Raw genomic sequence first — 18,961 nt, forward strand, 5'->3', positions numbered from 1 at the left:
GAAATTACCTGCTTATTCTTCGCTGGTGTGCACTTTGCGGTGCAGGATCGCCTGGAATTCATCGGCGAAGGTGTAGTAACGGCCCAGCAGGGTTTCACTGCGAGCAGCAAAACGGTTGTAAGCGATAACGGCCGGGATGGCCGCGAACAGGCCGATCGCGGTGGCGATCAGTGCTTCGGCGATACCCGGGGCCACGGTGGCCAGGGTCGCTTGCTGGGCAGTGGCCAGGCCACGGAAGGAGTTCATGATCCCCCAGACGGTACCGAACAGACCGATGTACGGGCTGACGGAACCTACGGTGGCGAGGAACGGCAGGCTCTGTTCGAGCTTTTCTTCTTCGCGGGAAATGGCGACGCGCATGGCACGGGCCACGCCTTCCATGACCGCTTCCGGGTCAACGCCTGGCTGCTGACGCAGACGGGAGAATTCCTTGAAACCGGCACGGAAGATCTGCTCGACGCCCGAATCCGGATCAGGGTTGCTGCCAGCCTGACGGTAGAGTTTGGACAGGTCGATGCCGGACCAGAAGCGCTCTTCAAAGCTCTCCAGGGCACGTCGACCGGCACGCAGCAGGTTGCTGCGCTGAAAGATCATGATCCATGAGGTCACCGATGCGGCTACCAGGATCAGCATTACCAGTTGCACCACGATACTGGCATTGCTGACCAGGCTCCACATGGAGGAATGGTCGACGACGTTAGCTTCCACGCTTTATCTCCTGCTTTGAGTGTGTACCCGCGCCGCTCACGTCGGCGAAGGCCGCTCGTAGAGCTTCGGGAATGGCCCGGGGTTTTAAACTTTCAGTGCGCACACAGGCCACCAGAAACTGCCCTTCGCAGAGCAGCACATTATCCGTGGCTCGCCTGACCTGCTGTTTAAAGCGCAGGCTGACACGGTTCAATTCGATTACTTCAGCGCTTACCAGAAGCTCGTCGTCCAGTCGCGCCGGCGCGTGATAACGCGCTTCGCTGGAATGCACGACAAACAACAGGTCCTCACCTGCCAGCGCCGACTGGGCAAAACCCAGATCCCGGAGCCGCTCGGTTCGAGCCCGTTCCATAAACTTGAGGTAATTGACGTAATACACGATGCCGCCCGCATCGGTGTCCTCGTAATAAACGCGACAACGAAGTGCGAACGGCTCAAGCCCGTTTTGCGCGCGCATACTCTAGTGCTTACTCCTCAGGTTGCCAATCCGGCCAGGCAACTGTTTTTCATTGATTCGCGGCTTTCTGGTGAAATACGGTCCTCAGACCGCACAAACTCCGAATAAATCAGCGCGCAAAGGTGATTAATCGTCCACGGCATCGAGGAACTCGTCTACCACGGGCATCTCGCCCAATCGTGACGGAATGTTTAAACCGAAATGCAAATACGCGTGCCGGGTGACCACTCGCCCCCGCGGCGTGCGCATGATGTAGCCCTGCTGGATCAGATACGGCTCCAGCACGTCTTCAATAGTGTGGCGCTCTTCGCTGATCGCAGCGGCCAGGCTGTCCACGCCAACCGGCCCACCGTCAAACTTCTCGATCATGGTCAACAGCAGACGCCGGTCCTGGTGATCGAAGCCACGCTCGTCGACATCCAGCAGGTTCAAGGCCAGGTCGGCGATCGGTTTGGTGATGTGGCCTTTGGCACGAACTTCGGCGAAATCCCGAACCCGGCGCAACAAGCGGTTGGCAATCCGCGGGGTGCCGCGGGCACGACGGGCGATCTCAAAGGCGCCTTCCGGGTCCAGCGGCAAGCCGAGGATGTTCGCCGAACGGCTGACAATCGTTGCCAGGTCGGCAGTGTTGTAGAACTCCAGGCGCTGGACAATGCCGAACCGGTCGCGCAGCGGGTTGGTCAGCATGCCGGCACGCGTTGTCGCGCCGACCAGGGTGAACGGCGGCAGATCCAGCTTGATCGAGCGCGCAGCCGGCCCTTCACCAATCATGATGTCGAGCTGGAAATCTTCCATGGCCGGGTACAGCACTTCTTCGACGATTGGCGACAGCCGATGGATCTCGTCGATGAACAGCACGTCGTGAGGCTCAAGATTGGTCAACAGGGCAGCCAGATCGCCCGGACGCTCAAGCACCGGGCCCGAGGTGCTTTTGATCGACACGCCCATTTCCTGGGCAATGATGTTGGCCAGGGTGGTCTTGCCCAGACCTGGCGGGCCGAAAATCAGAGTGTGGTCCAGGGATTCGTTACGCCCGCGAGCCGCCTGGATGAACAACTCCATTTGCTCGCGAACGGTCGGCTGACCAATGTATTCGGCCAGGCTGACAGGGCGAATCGCCCGGTCCTGGACTTCCTCGCGGTCGCGAGGGCCAGGCGTGGCGGCAATCAGACGATCAGCTTCAATCACTTAGATCATTCCCTTCAGGGCACGACGAATCATGTCTTCACTGCTCAAACCTTTCTCCTTGATCGCGGAAATCGCCTTACTGGCTTCCTGCGGCTTGTAGCCCAGGGAAATCAGCGCGCTGACCGCATCATTTTCGGCGGTAGCGACCGGAGCCGCATCCGGCCCACCCGGCTGGTTCGGTACCAGGGCGAACATCGCCGGCACGGTTTCCCAAGCCTTGAAGCGGTCCTTGAGTTCCACCAGCAAACGCTCGGCCGTCTTTTTGCCCACGCCCGGCACCTTGGTCAGCGCCGAAGTGTCCTGGGATTGCACGCAACGTACCAGTTCATCGACTTCCAGGCTCGACATCAAGGCCAGGGCCAATTTCGGCCCTACACCATTGAGACGGATCAACTCGCGAAAAAAGTCTCGCTCACGCTTGCCGAAGAAGCCATAGAGTAACTGCGCGTCTTCGCGTACGACCAAATGGGTGTGCAAGGTCAGCGGTTCACCGACCGACGGCAAGCGATACAGCGTGGTCATGGGCACTTCCAGTTCATACCCCAGACCGTTTACATCCAGAATCAGGTGCGGCGGCTGTTTCTCAGCCAGTGTGCCGCGCAAGCGTCCAATCACGTTTCAGATCCTTGAGCGTTGGCCAGATCAATGACTGGCGACTGACAGAACAAGGGTTTTGCGCCGGCAACACAGGCGCAAAACCCTCATTCCCTAAAAATGACTGCTGATGCTATCAGAGACGCAGGCGCCCGCCACGACTGCGTGCCGTTCCCAGGCCATGGGGCAACAGGCTGGAACGGGTATGTGCATGACAAATGGCGATGGCCAGGGCATCCGAAGCATCGATTTGCGGCTTGCTGGTCAATTTCAGCATGTGCATGACCATCATCTGCACCTGCTCTTTATTCGCCGCGCCGGTGCCGGTAACCGCTTGCTTGACCTGGGTCGCGGTGTACTCGGCGATCTCCAGGCTTTCTTCGGCACCCGCGACAATCGCAGCGCCCCGGGCCTGACCGAGCTTGAGGGCAGAGTCGGCATTGCGCGCCATAAAGACTTTTTCAATGCCCATGGTCACCGGGCCGTAAGTCTGGATGACTTCGCGCACACCGCGATAGACGATTTGCAGACGCTCATGCAACTCGCCGGACCCTGTGCGAATGCAGCCCGACGCCACGTACACGCAGCCATGTCCGGTATCACGCACTACGCCATAACCGGTGATGCGCGAACCGGGGTCGATACCAAGAATTAAAGTCATAACGCCTGCGGTTTAGGGAAGAACACTATTTTCAATCCAGCAAATAACAAATGTGGGAGCTGGCTTGCCTGCGATGGCGTAGGCACATCAATCAATGATGTCGCCTGACACGACGCCATCGCAGGCAAGCCAGCTCCCACATTAGATCTTAGTCGTGCCTGTCAAAGCTGTGCGGCGACTGACTCTGGAATGTCCGCATTGGAGTAGACGTTCTGCACGTCATCCAGGTCTTCGAGCATGTCGATCAGCTTGAGCACCTTCTCGGCGCCTTCCAGGTCCAGTTCGGCACTGGTGGTCGGCAGCATCACGATTTCCGCGTCATCGCCTTTGAAACCGGCCGCTTCCAGCGCGTTACGCACGGAGTAGAAGCCGGCGAACGAGGTGAACACGTCAATCGAGCCGTCTTCATGGGTGACCACGTCATCGGCGTCGGCTTCCATGGCCGCTTCCATCAGCGCGTCTTCATCAATGCCCGGCGCGAAGGAAATCTGCCCCTTGCGCTCGAACAGATACGCCACCGAACCGTCGGTGCCGAGGTTGCCGCCGCACTTGCTGAACGCATGGCGAACAGCCGCTGCGGTGCGGTTACGGTTGTCGGTCATGCACTCGACCATCACCGCCACGCCGCCCGGGCCGTAGCCTTCGTAGCTCAGCTCGACCATGTCGTCGGTATCGGCAGCACCGGCACCGCGGGCGACTGCGCGATCAATGATGTCGCGGCTCATGTTCGCGCCAAGGGCCTTGTCCAGCGCCAGACGCAAGCGCGGGTTGGAGCCCGGATCACCGCCACCCTGACGGGCAGCAACGGTCAGTTCACGAATCCACTTGGTGAAAATCTTGCCCTTCTTGGCATCCTGACGTTCTTTGCGGTGCTTGATGTTCGCCCACTTGGAATGACCCGCCATAACTCGCTCCGAATTCTCTTTGAAACATTGCCCGCCGCGCACGCTGTGTCGGCCAGCAAGAAAAAATCTCGACCTAAAGAAAAGGCGCATCCCAAAAGGATGCGCCTTTGCGGTCAGCCTTACTCAGCCTTTGGCGTTTCGCGCAGACGAATGTGCAGCTCGCGCAATGCCTTGGCATCTACCACACCCGGGGCTTGCGTCATCACGTCGGCAGCACTCTGGGTTTTCGGGAAGGCGATCACTTCACGAATCGACTGGGCACCGGTCATCAGCATGACCAGACGGTCCAGACCGAAGGCCAGGCCACCGTGCGGCGGCGCACCATATTTCAGGGCGTCGAGCAGGAAGCCGAATTTCTCTTCCTGTTCTGCTTCATTGATACCCAACAGGCGGAACACCGTTTGCTGCATTTCCTTGCGGTGGATACGGATCGAACCGCCACCCAGCTCGGTGCCGTTCAGAACCATGTCGTAGGCACGGGAGAGAGCGGTCGCCGGGTTGGCTTCCAGTTCTTCCGGGGTGCATTTCGGCGCGGTGAACGGGTGGTGCAAGGCGCTGAAGCTGCCGTCGTCGTTCTCTTCGAACATCGGGAAGTCGACGACCCACATTGGCGCCCACTTGCAGGTCAGCAGGTCCAGGTCGTTGCCGACCTTGATCCGCAGCGCGCCCAGGGCTTCGCTGACGATCTTGGCCTTGTCGGCGCCGAAGAACACGATGTCGCCATCGACCGCGCCAACACGATCGAGGATCACGTTGAGGTTGGCTTCAGGGATGTTCTTGACGATTGGCGACTGCAGGCCTTCAACGCCTTTGGCGCGCTCGTTGACCTTGATGTACGCCAGGCCCTTGGCACCGTAGATGCCGACGAACTTGGTGTAGTCGTCGATCTGCTTGCGCGGCATGCTCGCCGCACCGGGTACACGCAAGGCGGCGACACGGCATTTCGGATCGTTGGCAGGACCGCTGAAGACCTTGAAGTCGACTTCTTTCAGCTGGTCGGCCACGTCCACCAGTTCCAGCGGGTTACGCAGGTCTGGCTTGTCGGAACCGTAACGACGCATGGCCTCTTCGAAGGTCATGTGCGGGAACTCACCGAATTCCAGATCCAGCACTTCCTTGAACAGGTTGCGGATCATGCCTTCGGTGAGGCCCATGATGTCTTTTTCATCGAGGAAGCTGGTTTCGATGTCGATCTGGGTGAATTCAGGCTGACGGTCGGCACGCAGGTCTTCGTCGCGGAAGCACTTGGCGATCTGGTAGTAACGGTCGAAGCCGGCCACCATCAGCAGTTGCTTGAACAGCTGCGGCGATTGCGGCAAGGCGAAGAACGAACCGGCGTGAGTACGGCTCGGCACCAGATAATCACGTGCGCCTTCAGGTGTAGCGCGGGTCAGAATCGGCGTCTCGACGTCGAGGAAGCCGTTCTCGTCGAGGTAGCGGCGGATGCTGGTGGTCATGCGCGAACGCAGACGCAGCTTCTCGGCCATTTCCGGGCGACGCAGATCCAGGAAGCGATAACGCAGGCGAGTTTCTTCGCCGACGTCGGAGTACTCGTTCAACGGGAACGGCGGGGTTTCCGATTCGTTCAGCACTTCGAGCTCGTAACCCAGGACTTCGATCATGCCCGACGCCATGTTGGCGTTGGTGGCACCGGCCGGACGCAGGCGAACCTTGCCGGTGATCTTCACGACGTATTCGCTGCGCACGCGATCGGCGGCGGCGAAGCTCTCGGCGCGGTCCGGGTCGAACACCACCTGGGCCAGACCGTCACGATCACGGATATCGAGGAAAATCACCCCACCGTGGTCACGGCGACGGTGAACCCATCCGCAAAGGGTAATTTCCTGGCCTTCCAGGGCTTCGTTCAGTTGGCCGCAATAATGGCTGCGCATCATGGTAGTGGTTTCACTTCTCGTAATCGAAATTCGGTTGGAGGCCTTGCAGAGGTTGCAAGAGCTCGCGCGTAGTCGTTCAACTCAGGTTCCAGACCTTAGTCAGCTTTGTCGCCGCCGGCCAGATTCTTCTTGGAACCGGTCTTGAAATCGGTTTCGTACCAGCCGGTGCCGCTCAGGCGGAAGCCCGGCATGGACAGCATCTTTTTAAGCTCTGGCGCCTGGCAGGCAGGGCAGTCGACCAGCGGTGCTGCGCTGATCTTTTGAATGGCTTCCAACTGATGACCACAGGAAGCACATTGATAGTCGTACATCGGCATGGGGATTGTCTCGGCGATCAGATTGCTACCGCGCACGCTGGGTTTTGCGGCAAAGAGCGGGATTATATCCATTAAATGCGGCCTGTGCAGCCGTAAGACTGCACAGACCGACACTCTGCCCTATCCAGCGCTGTGGCTAGGGCATTGCGGCGCAGCCACCCTCTTTCAGGCTGTGCACGACGCAGACAACCCGCACCAGCCCGGTGAAGTTCTTGACCCCGCCATGACGCAAGTGCACTTCGCGATCCACATGGGACAGCAGCGCGCTGACCGTACAGCAATTGACCTTGGCCATATCGCCCAAAATATCCCAGTACACCTGCTCAAGCCGCAAGCAGGTGGCAAAGCCATTCAACCGTACCGACCGGGATAGAGGCTGGGCCAGCCCCATATCAAATTCACTGACAAATGGATCAATCCTTATGTCCTTGACCGGACCGACCCTCCCCTCGCTTCGCCTGTCTTCGTAATCCATATCGTTGACACTCCTTTGCCATCCTTGCCTTCTGTAAGAGCAATATTCGTTGCCTTATAAAAGCGCAGGCGCAAAGGTATATCCAGATGACTTTATGACCATCGACGTAGGATAAGCCAACAACTGAAGGGCGATCATGGAGACCGTCCTAGGCCGGCCATTTTCCTACATAACCAGACGAATTTTAACGAGCGAAAAAGCGATTATGAGGAAATCAAAGACCGCGAATAACACCCGATGGGCATTATTCGCGCATTGACGAAATTACTTATCCAGCAGAGACCGCAGCATCCACGCGGTTTTTTCGTGGACTTGCATGCGCTGGGTCAACAGATCAGCCGTCGGTTCGTCGCTGACTTTTTCCAGCAACGGAAAGATCCCGCGCGCCGTACGCGTCACTGCCTCTTGCCCCTCGACAAGCTGCTTGATCATGTCTTCGGCGCTGGGTACGCCGGCTTCTTCCTTTATAGAGGACAGCCGCGCATAAATTGAATAGGCGCCTGGCGCAGGAAACCCGAGGGCGCGAATGCGCTCGGCAATCGAATCGACGGCCAGGGCCAACTCGTTATATTGCTCCTCGAACATGAGGTGCAGGGTCCGAAACATGGGACCGGTGACATTCCAATGGAAGTTATGGGTTTTCAAATACAACACATAAGTGTCCGACAGCAGACGCGAAAGCCCGTCGACGATGGACTTGCGGTCTTCTTCACTGATACCGATATCGATTGCCATGTTTTTCCCCTAAAGGTGATTGAGTCATCCAACAGGTGCAGGACCACTCTAGCAAGCCTGCCCACCCATCGCAGCCCGGGATTGCACAATGGCCTGCGACAAAACGCCCCGAGAAGCACCGCCGGACTGCCTGATTTGAGTAGCTGCAGGCTTTGCTGTTAAATAGACAGTGTGTCGCGACCGCCTATTTTCCGGGGGCTGCGCATAGGCTGGTAGCGGGTACGTGTCCAACGCCTCTTATTGTTCTGAAGCGAACCGTGCTCAATCAGCTCTTCCTTGTGATCCGTCTTAACGTGAGTTAATCAAAATGTTGAAAATCGTCCACCTGCTAATGGGCGCAGCAGCCCTGCTGCTGTCCTTCATCCCTAGCCTGCGATCCGAAGCAGTACCTTACCTGCAACAACCCGATGCGCTTTACCTGGCCTTTTTCGGCCTGCTCAACCTCACCCTTGCTCCCGTTATCCCTTACTGGAACAAAGGCCCACGTCATCAACTGCAAAACCTGGTCAGCGCCCTGCTGGTCCTGGCCGTCGTCCTGCAAACCCTGACGTTGATCGCACCAATGCCTGTCATTGCCGGTCAACCTGCCGTTCTGTTCAGCCTGGTAGCTGCCCTGATCGCCGTTTTTCTGCACCTGGCCATCAGCTTCTACAAATCTTCACCGGCCGCCGCCTCGCCAAGCTACGACATGAGCAACCGCGATACCGGCACCGTCAAGTGGTTCAACACTTCCAAAGGCTTCGGCTTCATTTCCCGTGATTCCGGCGATGATATTTTCGTGCATTTCCGGGCCATTCGTGGCGAAGGTCACCGTGTTCTGGTCGAAGGCCAGCGCGTGGAGTTCTCCGTCATGAATCGTGACAAAGGGCTGCAAGCCGAAGACGTGATCGCCGCATTGCCGCGTCGCTGATTCAAGGCTAAAAAAAACCGCGAGCAGCTGAGCTGTTCGCGGTTTTTTTATGCCTGCAGTTTCAATAATGAGGCGGTGGCGCGTCTTCTTCGAAGGTTTCGAACTGGCCAGCCATTTCTTCCTGGCGCTTGAGCAATGCGGCCATTTGCAGTTGCAGGCGCTCAACGGCGCGCTGCTGCGTTGCCAGCACATCGCTCAATGCCTGGATGGTGTCATCCTGAAACGCCAGCTGGCTCTCCAGATCGGTAACGCGGTCTTCCAGGCTCATGACTCAACCCTCCAGAAACGTGAAGTCTTCGGTCAGTACCAGACGCAACTGCTCGCGAATGGCCGCGACCTGCGCTGCACTGTAAGGCACGGCCGGGTGTTTACCCCAGACCGGGGCTGGCCAGGCGGCATCCTCGCGCTTGCGCACAATGACATGCATGTGCAACTGACTGACTACATTACCCAACGCCGCGATATTCAACTTGTCAGCGTCGAACGAGTCCTTGAGCAACTCCGCCAGCGCGGTCGTTTCCTGCCACAACAACTGTTGATCTGCGACACCCAACTGAAATATCTCGCTGATATCGTCGCGGCGAGGCACCAGGATGAACCAGGGATAGTTTGAATCATTGGATAACAGCAACCGGCACAGCGGAAAATCCCCGATCGGTAGCGTGTCTTGTTGAAGTCGTGGATCTAAAGCGAACACTCTGCGCACTCCCGCCTGGTCATCATTTTTTCAGCTTAGCGCCCATCCAGAAGGGCTGCGCACCAAGCGACAGGACGGCAGCATACCCGTGATCACCGCTGGCATCACGCGGAACGAACGCCCCGAGATGGGCCATTTTCGATCGATACGCACCAACACAGAACCGAAGATCGCACCCGAAATGGCGAAATGACTGATATCCAATGAATAGTTTCAGCCGTAGCCATCAGCGCACTGTGTGATTTCAGCACAGTGATTAAGATTTTTTGCACCAAAACCGCACAGTGCGTCTACGCTGAGTGCGTCAGCATCCGTGAATTACTCACCGAAGGGGTGAACCGGTAACATTTTTCGATGTCATGCGATCGGCTTCAGGGTTGCAACACCATGCAATGCACGGCGTCAAGCGTACAAAAAACACGCTCGAAGCCCCCGGTTTTATGAGGTTTTTACAGCGACAGGCAGACTTTCAGAAAAAAACAGCAGCAGAATTCTGGTTTGAGCACGCTTGTTGCATTCACACCCACATCGCCCTGGAAGCCTCCGCTGGAAGTGGAAGCCCCAAGGCAAATAAAAACAGTGGCAGGGTTGCCCAATGGAGATTCAAGCGTTTCACCAGGGACTCTTTTTACCGATGCACAAGCCTTGGAAAACAACACTAAAGTTGCCAGTGCGCTTGCGTCGAGGCTTTAAATTTGCGACATCTACCCAGCTGTTTGCGACAGGGTCGTAAAGAAGCTGCAAGGTTAGATACGCAAGTATCGCCAACATGTTCGGCGTGATATAAGTTTGCGCCGACACAAAAAGAAAGAGCCGCCCAGATAATAAAACAGGTGGGACGGCAGTACTCTTCTAAAAACCAAAGGAGCAAATCACGATGCGCGTGATGAAGTGGAGCATGATCGCAGTTGCTGTTGCAGCAGGCACCTCGCAGTTCGCAATGGCGTCCTCTCAGGACGAGTCCAAAGGCTTCCTGGAAGACCAGAGCCTGAAACTCAAAACCCGTTTTGAATACATGAACCGCGACTTCCGTAATGGCGCCGGTAACATTTCCAACGGTGACGGCACTTTCAAAAGTGGCTATCGCCAGGACAACGGTCTCAGCCAACTGCTGACATACGAATCGGGCTTCACTCAAGGCACCATCGGTTTTGGTATTGATGCCATGGCCATGGGTACCGTTAAACTGGACGGCGGTTCGGGACGTGCCGGTAACGGCCTGTTCGCTACTGACAGCGACGGCAACCCGGAAAAAAGCCAGGGCAAGACTGGCGGAGCCGTTAAGTTCCGTCTTTCCGACACCACTCTGAAGTACGGTCGTCAATTCGTTGCCAGCCCTGTATTCGCTACCGATGACAGCCGTCTGCTGCCAGAAGTCGCCGAAGGCACCTTGCTGACCAGCAAGGAAATCAAAGGCCTGGAACTCAGCGCCGGTCGTTTCACTGCGCTCAGCTCGCAAACCGGCATGGGCAAGGACAGCATCAACGGCAAGCACGCCCCGGGCCTGACCAGCGCCAACATCGCAGGTGCAACCTACCAGTTCACCGATAACTTCGTTGCCGCTATCGCTGCGTCCGATGTTGATGACTACTTCAAGAAGCAATACGTCAACGCCAACTACACCTTCCCGATCGATGACAGCCAGTCGCTGAACATCGACTTCAACGCCTACCGCACCAAAGACCAAGGTCAGGCATTGTACGGCGAGCTCGACAACAAACTGTGGAGCCTTGCAGCTGCCTACAGCCTCGGTGCTCACAAGTTCACCCTTGGTTTCCAACGTTCGTCCGGCGACACCAACTACCTGTACGGCGTGGACGGTAACGGTACGATCTTCGTAGCCAACTCCATCCAGATCTCCGACTTTATCGGGCGCGAAGAAAAATCCTGGCAGGGTCGCTACGACCTGAACATGGCTACCTACGGCGTACCTGGCCTGAGCTTCATGGCTCGTTACGTATACGGTGATAACATCGAAACGACCGAGGGTACCGAAGGTAAGGAACACGAGTTCAACTTCGAAACCAAGTACGTTTTGCAAGAAGGTCCAGCCAAGGATCTGTCGTTCCGCCTGCGTAGTGCAATTTACCGTGCAAACGGCGCTTACAACGCTGATTACACTGCGGACAACAACGACGTGCGTCTGATTGTTGAGTACCCGCTGAGCATCCTGTAATCAGGGTGTAAGACCGGTAGTACTGTAGAGCTTTGCTCTAATCAAAAACCGCTCACCTGACCAGGTGGGCGGTTTTTTTATGTCTGCACAGCACTAATTCGTAAGCAGGCTAATAACGTTCATATCAACAACATTAGCCAGCTAACTTCCCTCAACGGGCAACCACAAAAAAACCCAAGCGTCTTATCGACGCTTGGGTTTCTGCGTTTAACTTGACCGACCAGCCAAGTTAAAACGTTTTTACTGCGCTGTCGCTTCCTGAACCACACGAATAACCCGCTGTGGAAAGGGAATATCTATACCGGCAGTTTTCAGACGATCCCGGGACTGCTCGTTAAACATGAACATCACATCCCAGTAATCGGCTGTTTTTACCCAGACACGCAGCGAAACAGTGATCGAACTGTCGCCCAGCGTAGAAATGACTGCCTGTGGAGCCGGCTCAGTCAGAATACGTTCGTCTTTGGCCAGCTCCAGCAATACTTCACGGGCCTTCTGCAAGTCCGCTTCGTAGTCCACGCCCACATCAAACACTACTTTGCGGGTTGGCTGACGGTTGGTGTTGGTAATGATGCCGTTCGACAGGCTGCCGTTCGGGACAATGATGGTTTTGTTGTCCCCGGTGCGCAGCACGGTGTGGAAAATCTGAATGGCGTCAACCGTACCGGCCACACCTTGCGCTTCGATCCAGTCACCGATGCGGAACGGGCGGAACAGCAGAATCAGCACACCGCCGGCGAAGTTTGTCAGGCTGCCCTGCAACGCCATACCTATGGCGAAGCTCGCCGCAGCGATGGCAGCAACGAACGAGGTGGTTTCAATACCGATCATTGAAGCGACGCTGACAATCAGCAACACCTTGAGAATGATGTTGGCCACGTTACTGATAAAGCTTTGCAGCGCCAAGTCGGCGCTACGCAAGGCCAGCAAACCGCCGAGCTTTTGCGTGACCTTGTTGATCAGCCACCAGCCGATGGCCAGGGTGATCACCGCCAGCAACACGCGGCTGCCGTACTCCATGATCATCGGGATCCAGGCTTCAGACGCCTTGACCAGATTGTCTACTTCAGCATTCAAATCCATCTTTTTTCTCCTGATTCCCGGCTTCCCGGCACGCGAAAAAATGAGCGGCAGAAAGACCAAACCCATATGGGTTCAATCGTTTCTGCCGTCGCTTGGGCCTCGGACGCCGAAAACGCCGAGAGGTTCCCGCTTGAAAGGTCAGTCGCGGAAGTTGTTGAACTGCAGCGGCATATCGAAGGTCTTGGCGCGTAGAGCCGCGATGGCTTCCTGCAAGTCATCACGCTTCTTACCGGTGATGCGCACTTGCTCGCCCTGAATGGAAGCCTGGACCTTGAGCTTGGCGTCCTTGACGTGAGCGACGATTTTCTTCGCCAGCTCTTTGTCGATGCCTTCCTTGAGGACGGCTTCCTGCTTCATCAGCTTGCCCGACGCGTAGGCATCCTTGACCTCAAGGCACTGCACGTCGATCTTGCGCTTGACCAGGGACAGCTTGAGGATCTCGATCATCGCTTCCAGCTGGAAGTCGGCCTCGGCGGTCAAGTTGACGGTCAGGTCCTTTTCCTTGAATTCAAAGGTACCCTTGCCTTTCAGGTCATAACGACGATCGAGTTCCTTGACGGCGTTCTCGACCGCGTTGGTGACTTCGTGTTTGTCCAGTTCGGATACCACGTCGAACGACGGCATGTAATCTCTCCAATAAAAGGCGCGCTCGATAGCGATGGCGCGCGCTTGGCTTGCGGTTAAAATCGGGCTCATTATAACGGGTCTTTTCCAACCGATACTGCGAGCCTCACATGCCTGCGCCAAACCGAGCAAAAAGCTGATGTCCACCACCTGGCATGTATTGGGCGCCGGCAGCCTCGGCACGTTGTGGGCCACCCGCCTGGCGCGGGCCGGCGTGCCGGTCCGGTTGATCGTGCGCGATGAGCAGCGCTTGCAGGCGTATCAGGCGGCTGGCGGGTTGACGCTGGTCGAGCACGGCGTAGCCAACACCTATGAGATCCCCGGTGAAACACCGCACGGCAGCGAGCCGATCCACCGTCTGCTGGTGGCCTGCAAAGCCTACGATGCCGAAAAGGCCGTCGCCCAACTGGCGCCACGTCTGACGCCTGATGCCGAACTGATCCTGTTGCAAAACGGTCTGGGCAGTCAGGACGCTGTCGCCGCGCAGGTGCCCCAGGCGCGTTGCGTATGCGCCTCCAGCACCGAAGGCGCGTTTCGCGATGGCGACTGGCGCGTAGTGTTTGCCGGTCACGGCTACACCTGGCTGGGGGATGCCAGTCATCCGGTGGCACCGATCTGGCTGGACGAGTTGAATGCGGCCGGTATTCCTCACGAGTGGAGCACCGAGATCCTGACAAGGCTGTGGAGAAAACTGGCGCTCAACTGTGCGATCAATCCGTTGACGGTGCTGCACGATTGCCGCAACGGCGGCTTGCAGGAACACCATTGCGAAGTCGCCACCTTGTGCGATGAATTGACTGACTTGCTGGAACGTTGCGGCCAACCGGCAGCGGCCGAGGACCTGCAACAGGAAGTCGAACGGGTGATCCACGCCACGGCGGCCAATTACTCCTCGATGCACCAGGATGTCGCGAGCCAGCGCCGGACCGAAATCAGCTACCTGTTGGGCTATGTCTGTAAAGTGGCCTCGCGACACCGGTTGAACCTGCCCCATCTCAATCAGCTTGAATCGAGGTTGATCGCCCATCTGCACAGCCTTGGATTGCCCAGCGACTGAGCAGCGGCTACGCTGGCCACTTGTTCCTTTTCAGCGATGAACCTGATGCCATTGCGCCAGCGTCTCGAAAACCTTCCCGTCGGCCAGAAACTGCTGGCCGCCCTGCTCGTGCTGTTGATCACCATCCTGCTGGTCGCCAACCTGACTTTTATCAGCGCCGCGTATTACATCTCCCAGGAAAGCATGGCGCCCCAGGCCTTGCAGACCATCGGGCGACTGGTGGCCAACCCGAGCCTGGTGGCCGACGCGTTGACGTCGCCGCAAAGCGCCGAACGCCTGCTCAACGAACTCAACAGTTATTCACCGCTGCGGGCGGCCGCCCTGTATGACGGCAAGGGTGAGCGCCTGGCACAGTTACAGCATGGCGAAAAGCTGCACCTGCCGGATCGTTATCGGCACATCGAATCCTGGCAAGCCACCGAATTTCGCAGCAACCAGGTGATCACCCTGCCCCGCCCCGGCACCGCACCGGGGCATTTGTTGTTGGTGGCCAGCAGCGAATTGCCGGTGGCGTTCTACACCGGGACCCTGACCGCCAGTCTGGGCATTCTGATCTTCAGTGTGCTGTTGTGGCTGGTGATCGCCCGGCAGATCAAACGCCTGATTACCCGGCCGATCCATCAGCTCGAAGAGCTGTCCCGGCAAGTGACCCGCGAAGAGAACTACGCCCTGCGCGCCTCCCGTGGCAACCACGATGAAATCGGCAGTCTCGCCGAGGCGTTCAACACCATGCTCTCGCGGATCGAAGCCCGGGAGCAGCAGCTCAAACGTGCCCGCGATGACTCCCAGGCCGCTTACGATCAGGCGCAAGGTCTGGCCGAAGAAACCCGCCACACCAATCGCAAACTGGAACTCGAAGTTCAGGTGCGCAGCAAGATCGAGAAGAAACTCACCGGCTTCCAGAATTACCTCAACAGCATCATCGACTCCATGCCGTCGGCGCTGATCGCCCTCGACGAGCAGCTCTACGTGACCCAGTGGAATCAGGAAGCCAGCGCCCTGTCCGGCACGCGTCTGGACGAAGCCTTGAACCAGCCGATCTTCCTCGCTTTCGAGCCGCTGAAACCGTTTCTGCCGCAGCTCAAGCAAACCGTCGAGCAGCACACGGTGGCGAAGATCGAGCGCGTCACCTGGTTCAAGGACGACGAACCCAAACACTACGCCCTGACCTTCTACCCGCTGATGGGCGGGGCCGGGCGTGGTGTGGTGATCCGGATCGACGACATCACCCAGCGCCTGTCGCTGGAAGAAATGATGGTGCAATCAGAAAAAATGCTCTCGGTCGGTGGCCTCGCCGCCGGCATGGCCCACGAAATCAACAACCCGTTGGGCGCGATCCTGCACAACGTGCAGAACATTCGACGACGCCTATCGCCTGACCTGCCGAAGAACCTCGAACAGGCCGAGCAAGCCGGCATTTCCCTGGACACGGTCAACAAATACCTGCAAGCACGCGAAGTGCCACAGCTGCTGGATGGTATTCAACAGGCTGGCGCCCGGGCAGCGAAGATTGTGACGCACATGCTCAGCTTCAGCCGCCGCAGCACCCGGCAAATGGCTCCGTGCGACCTGCCGGCGCTGATCGATCAAGCGGTGGAAATCGCCGGTAACGACTTCGACCTGGCCATCGGTTTCGACTTCAAGGGCCAAGCGATCATCCGTCAGTTCGACCCGGCGCTGGGCCCGGTGCCCGGCACGGCCAACGAACTGGAACAAGTGCTGCTCAACTTGCTGAAAAACGCCGCCCAGGCCATTCACCAACGTGAAGACGACCGCGAGCCGGGACGAATCATTCTGCGCACCCGGCTGAACCCGCCGTGGGCGGAGATCCAGGTCGAGGACAACGGCATCGGCATGAGCGAGAACGTGCGCAAACGCACCTTCGAGCCGTTCTTCACCACCAAGGAAATCGGTCAGGGCACGGGCCTTGGGTTGTCGGTCTCGTACTTCATCATCACCAATAACCACAAGGGTCAGATGGAGGTGCAATCCACATTGGGCCAAGGCACCTGTTTCACCCTGCGCCTGCCGCTGGCAGGCAGCCCCGTCATCTCTCAAGAACTCAATCAGCTATCGAGGTAACCCATGGGCTTTCGCTTGTCGAAGATTTACACCCGCACCGGCGACAAAGGCGAAACCGGACTCGGCGATGGCCGCCGCGTGCCCAAGGACCACCCGCGGATCGAAGCCATTGGCGAAGTCGACACGCTGAACAGCCAGGTAGGCGTGCTATTGGCCGGGTTGGCGGCAGAAAGTGCTGCGTATCCGGGATTGAACGAGGTGATTGAGGTTCTTGCGCCCTGCCAGCATCGGTTGTTCGATCTGGGTGGCGAGTTGGCGATGCCGGTGTATCAAGCGCTGAATGCAGCGGAGATCGAACGCCTGGAAGCGGCGATCGATGTGTGGAATGAAGAGCTGGGGCCGCTGGAGAATTTCATTCTGCCGGGTGGTTCAGCGCTGATTGCCCAGGCCCATGTGTGCAGAAGCCTGGCGCGTAGCGCGGAGCGGCGCTGTCAGCATTTGAACGCGATTGAACCGTTGGCCGGGGTTGGGTTGGCGTATATCAATCGGTTGTCGGATGTGTTGTTTGTGGTGGCAAGGGTGATTGCCAAGCGCCAGGGGATTGCCGAGATTCTTTGGCAGCCGGCTGCTAAACCGCAGGAATAATCGGCGCCTGTCAGGCCGCCTTCGCGAGCAAGCCCGCTCCCACATTTGATCGCATTCCATCTGGAAGAACTCGGTCAACTGTGGGAGCGTGGCTTGCCCGCGAAGAGGCCGTCAGCATCACCGGAAATTCAAATCTCTGGCCAGAACGCCCGAATCCCCGCCACACCCTGCGCCCCTGCTTCCCAAGCCTTCTGCTGCTCAGCCGGGCCAACACCACCCAACAAGAACACCGGTTTGCTGAAACCTTCGATCAACGCCGAAGCCTGCTCCCAACCCAGCGGCATTGCATCCGGATGAGTCAGCGTCGGCTGCACCGGCGACAAGGTCACAAAATCCACCCCCATCTGCTCGGCCAGCGCCAACTCTTCAGCATTGTGGCAAGACGCCGCCAACCAGCGCGACGCCGGTAATGGTCGACCCGCTGCTGCGTATTTACGCAACTGCGCCGACGTGATGTGCCAGCCCGCGGACGGGAAGTCGCCCAGCCACTCAAACGGCCCCTTGATCATCAACTGCGCCTTGCCGGCACACAGCCCCGCCGCATCCACCGCCAGATCCCGGTATTTCGGATCGTAGCCGTTGGGCGCACGCAGCTGGATCAACTTGATGCCGCCAGCGATGGCTTTCTGGATACCGCGCAGCAAGGCCGGAGTTTCCAGGTCGTCAGGTGTAATCAAATACTGCGCAGGTAATCGAGCGGCCGAGACGATCGGCTGATTGGCCGCCGGAAATTCGTAGCTCAGCAGATCACGCTGAGCCACCCATTCCAAAGGCTGGCCTTCGGCACCGTGGGGTTCGCCGGTAAAGGCCGTCACTTCCCAAACGTCCAGCAACACTTGCTTGTCCGGATAATCGTGGCGGACTTTGATCAACGGTCGCGCGGCGCTGACCACAATGCCCAATTCTTCCTGGAGCTCGCGAGCCAGGGCGGTTTCGACGGACTCGTCGTCCTCAACCTTGCCCCCGGGAAATTCCCACAAGCCGCCCTGATGCTGGGTATCGGCACGGCGTGCGATAAGGATCTTGCCACTGCTGTCACGGATAACGGCGGCGGCTACGTGTACTCGTTTCACTGCCCTATCTCCTCCAGACCTGCCTTCTGCCAAGCCTTGAACGACGGCCATTGGTAGACGGTTTCGACATAGGCTTCGTCCGCTGCCGGCAACTTCACCTGATAAGTGCGCAAGCGCACGGCGATCGGTGCGAAGAAAGCATCGGCGAGGGTCGCGCCGCCAAACAGGAACGGACCGGTTTCAGTAGCGGCCTCGCGGCACTCGGCCCACAACGCCAGCATGCGCTCAATGTCCGCCTGCACGTCAGGAGGCGTCGGCGACAGCGGTGCATCGCGGCTCAGGTCGAACGGCATGTTGCCGCGCATGGCAAAGAACCCGGCGTGCATTTGCGCACAGGCCGAACGTGCCTGGGCACGGGCGGCGGGGTCTTTGGGCCAGAGGCCGGCGTCGGGGAATTGCTCGGCCAGGTATTCGGCAATCGCCAGGGAGTCGGCGATGGTGCCGTGTTCGGTTTTGAGCAGCGGGACTTTGCCGGTCGGCGAGTGCTTGAGCAGACGTTCGCGGGTGTCCGGCTGATTCAGCTTGATCAGTTCTTCGGTGTACGGGGCGCCGGTGAGGTCAAGGGCCAAAGCGCCACGCAGGGACCATGAGGAAAGCAGTTTGTCGCCGATGATCAGGTGGAGGCTCATATGTTGGTGCCTTCTCGTCAGGGGAACAAGCCAAAATAACTAGCGCGTAATCGTCCGTCATCGCGGGCAAGCCCGCTCCCACAAGGTTCAACGTCGGCCAACAATCGTGT

The 18,961-nt window shown here is 58.1% G+C and carries 21 protein-coding genes; 5 read left to right on the forward strand and 16 right to left on the reverse strand.

Annotation, left to right across the window (positions count from 1 at the left end):
• Positions 1-12 precede the first annotated feature (12 nt).
• From tolQ to ACYZT8_RS23060, 10 genes are all read right to left on the reverse strand, one after another.
• A complete protein-coding gene (gene tolQ, locus ACYZT8_RS23015) occupies positions 13-708 on the reverse strand; it encodes a protein TolQ (protein ID WP_008147369.1) in 696 nt (231 codons plus the stop codon).
• The gene (gene ybgC / locus ACYZT8_RS23020; protein WP_222588172.1) at positions 698-1,165 is read right to left on the reverse strand and encodes a tol-pal system-associated acyl-CoA thioesterase; all 468 of its coding nucleotides are present in this window, start codon (positions 1,163-1,165) and stop codon (positions 698-700) included. Before ybgC ends, tolQ begins: the two co-directional genes overlap by 11 nt.
• 126 nt (positions 1,166-1,291) lie before the next feature.
• A complete protein-coding gene (ruvB, locus tag ACYZT8_RS23025; protein ID WP_008147374.1) occupies positions 1,292-2,353 on the reverse strand; it encodes a Holliday junction branch migration DNA helicase RuvB in 1,062 nt (353 codons plus the stop codon).
• On the reverse strand, positions 2,354-2,968 hold the full coding sequence (gene ruvA / locus ACYZT8_RS23030) for a Holliday junction branch migration protein RuvA (RefSeq protein WP_064679388.1): 615 nt from the start codon (positions 2,966-2,968) through the stop codon (positions 2,354-2,356).
• Between the two features lie 115 nt (positions 2,969-3,083).
• Positions 3,084-3,608 carry a crossover junction endodeoxyribonuclease RuvC gene (ruvC, locus tag ACYZT8_RS23035; RefSeq protein WP_461976193.1) on the reverse strand — a complete coding sequence of 175 codons (525 nt, stop codon included), beginning with the start codon at positions 3,606-3,608 and terminating at the stop codon, positions 3,084-3,086.
• A gap of 161 nt (positions 3,609-3,769) precedes the next feature.
• On the reverse strand, positions 3,770-4,513 hold the full coding sequence (locus ACYZT8_RS23040; RefSeq protein WP_461976194.1) for a YebC/PmpR family DNA-binding transcriptional regulator: 744 nt from the start codon (positions 4,511-4,513) through the stop codon (positions 3,770-3,772).
• Positions 4,514-4,632: 119 nt separating this feature from the next.
• Positions 4,633-6,408, reverse strand: coding sequence for an aspartate--tRNA ligase (aspS, locus tag ACYZT8_RS23045; RefSeq protein ID WP_461955388.1), 1,776 nt, complete (start codon positions 6,406-6,408; stop codon positions 4,633-4,635).
• Positions 6,409-6,503: 95 nt separating this feature from the next.
• Complete coding sequence (locus tag ACYZT8_RS23050) at positions 6,504-6,725, reverse strand: FmdB family zinc ribbon protein (RefSeq protein WP_010457489.1); 222 nt, start codon at positions 6,723-6,725, stop codon at positions 6,504-6,506.
• A 136-nt stretch (positions 6,726-6,861) separates the two neighbouring features.
• Positions 6,862-7,200 carry a ribbon-helix-helix domain-containing protein gene (locus ACYZT8_RS23055; RefSeq protein WP_461976196.1) on the reverse strand — a complete coding sequence of 113 codons (339 nt, stop codon included), beginning with the start codon at positions 7,198-7,200 and terminating at the stop codon, positions 6,862-6,864.
• A 264-nt stretch (positions 7,201-7,464) separates the two neighbouring features.
• Entirely contained in the window at positions 7,465-7,935 is a 471-nt protein-coding gene (locus ACYZT8_RS23060; RefSeq protein WP_461976198.1) for a Dps family protein, read from the reverse strand.
• A 307-nt stretch (positions 7,936-8,242) separates the two neighbouring features.
• Here ACYZT8_RS23060 and ACYZT8_RS23065 point away from each other — a divergent pair, with 307 nt between their 5' ends.
• Positions 8,243-8,845, forward strand: coding sequence for a cold-shock protein (locus tag ACYZT8_RS23065; protein WP_056741398.1), 603 nt, complete (start codon positions 8,243-8,245; stop codon positions 8,843-8,845).
• A gap of 61 nt (positions 8,846-8,906) precedes the next feature.
• On the opposite strand, the gene ACYZT8_RS23070 is transcribed toward ACYZT8_RS23065, so the two are convergent.
• Together ACYZT8_RS23070 and ACYZT8_RS23075 are read right to left on the reverse strand one after the other, a co-directional pair.
• Positions 8,907-9,113: a SlyX family protein gene (locus tag ACYZT8_RS23070; protein ID WP_461976200.1), complete on the reverse strand. Its 207-nt coding sequence runs from the start codon at positions 9,111-9,113 to the stop codon at positions 8,907-8,909.
• A gap of 3 nt (positions 9,114-9,116) precedes the next feature.
• A complete protein-coding gene (locus ACYZT8_RS23075; RefSeq protein WP_461976202.1) occupies positions 9,117-9,542 on the reverse strand; it encodes an HIT domain-containing protein in 426 nt (141 codons plus the stop codon).
• Positions 9,543-10,419: 877 nt separating this feature from the next.
• Between ACYZT8_RS23075 and ACYZT8_RS23080 the strand changes: the two genes are divergently transcribed.
• Complete coding sequence (locus ACYZT8_RS23080; RefSeq protein WP_461976204.1) at positions 10,420-11,718, forward strand: OprD family porin; 1,299 nt, start codon at positions 10,420-10,422, stop codon at positions 11,716-11,718.
• Positions 11,719-11,958: 240 nt separating this feature from the next.
• On the opposite strand, the gene ACYZT8_RS23085 is transcribed toward ACYZT8_RS23080, so the two are convergent.
• Both ACYZT8_RS23085 and ACYZT8_RS23090 read right to left on the reverse strand, forming a co-directional pair.
• On the reverse strand, positions 11,959-12,801 hold the full coding sequence (locus ACYZT8_RS23085) for a mechanosensitive ion channel family protein (RefSeq protein WP_461976206.1): 843 nt from the start codon (positions 12,799-12,801) through the stop codon (positions 11,959-11,961).
• A gap of 138 nt (positions 12,802-12,939) precedes the next feature.
• Positions 12,940-13,425: a YajQ family cyclic di-GMP-binding protein gene (locus ACYZT8_RS23090; RefSeq protein WP_054045015.1), complete on the reverse strand. Its 486-nt coding sequence runs from the start codon at positions 13,423-13,425 to the stop codon at positions 12,940-12,942.
• A gap of 139 nt (positions 13,426-13,564) precedes the next feature.
• Between ACYZT8_RS23090 and ACYZT8_RS23095 the strand changes: the two genes are divergently transcribed.
• The 3 genes from ACYZT8_RS23095 to ACYZT8_RS23105 are packed head-to-tail and all read left to right on the forward strand — an operon-like array spanning position 13,565 to position 17,149.
• A complete protein-coding gene (locus tag ACYZT8_RS23095; protein WP_461976208.1) occupies positions 13,565-14,482 on the forward strand; it encodes a putative 2-dehydropantoate 2-reductase in 918 nt (305 codons plus the stop codon).
• Positions 14,483-14,527: 45 nt separating this feature from the next.
• A complete protein-coding gene (locus ACYZT8_RS23100) occupies positions 14,528-16,564 on the forward strand; it encodes a sensor histidine kinase (RefSeq protein WP_461976210.1) in 2,037 nt (678 codons plus the stop codon).
• 3 nt (positions 16,565-16,567) lie between these two features.
• Complete coding sequence (locus ACYZT8_RS23105) at positions 16,568-17,149, forward strand: cob(I)yrinic acid a,c-diamide adenosyltransferase (protein WP_461976212.1); 582 nt, start codon at positions 16,568-16,570, stop codon at positions 17,147-17,149.
• Between the two features lie 128 nt (positions 17,150-17,277).
• On the opposite strand, the gene ACYZT8_RS23110 is transcribed toward ACYZT8_RS23105, so the two are convergent.
• Together ACYZT8_RS23110 and ACYZT8_RS23115 are read right to left on the reverse strand one after the other, a co-directional pair.
• Positions 17,278-18,222, reverse strand: coding sequence for a Nudix family hydrolase (locus ACYZT8_RS23110; RefSeq protein WP_461976214.1), 945 nt, complete (start codon positions 18,220-18,222; stop codon positions 17,278-17,280).
• Positions 18,219-18,851: a glutathione S-transferase family protein gene (locus ACYZT8_RS23115; protein WP_461976216.1), complete on the reverse strand. Its 633-nt coding sequence runs from the start codon at positions 18,849-18,851 to the stop codon at positions 18,219-18,221. The genes ACYZT8_RS23110 and ACYZT8_RS23115 overlap by 4 nt, the downstream gene beginning before the upstream one ends.
• Between the last annotated feature and the right edge of the window lie 110 nt (positions 18,852-18,961).

The sequence above is a fragment of the Pseudomonas sp. LB3P93 genome (genome assembly GCF_054898025.1).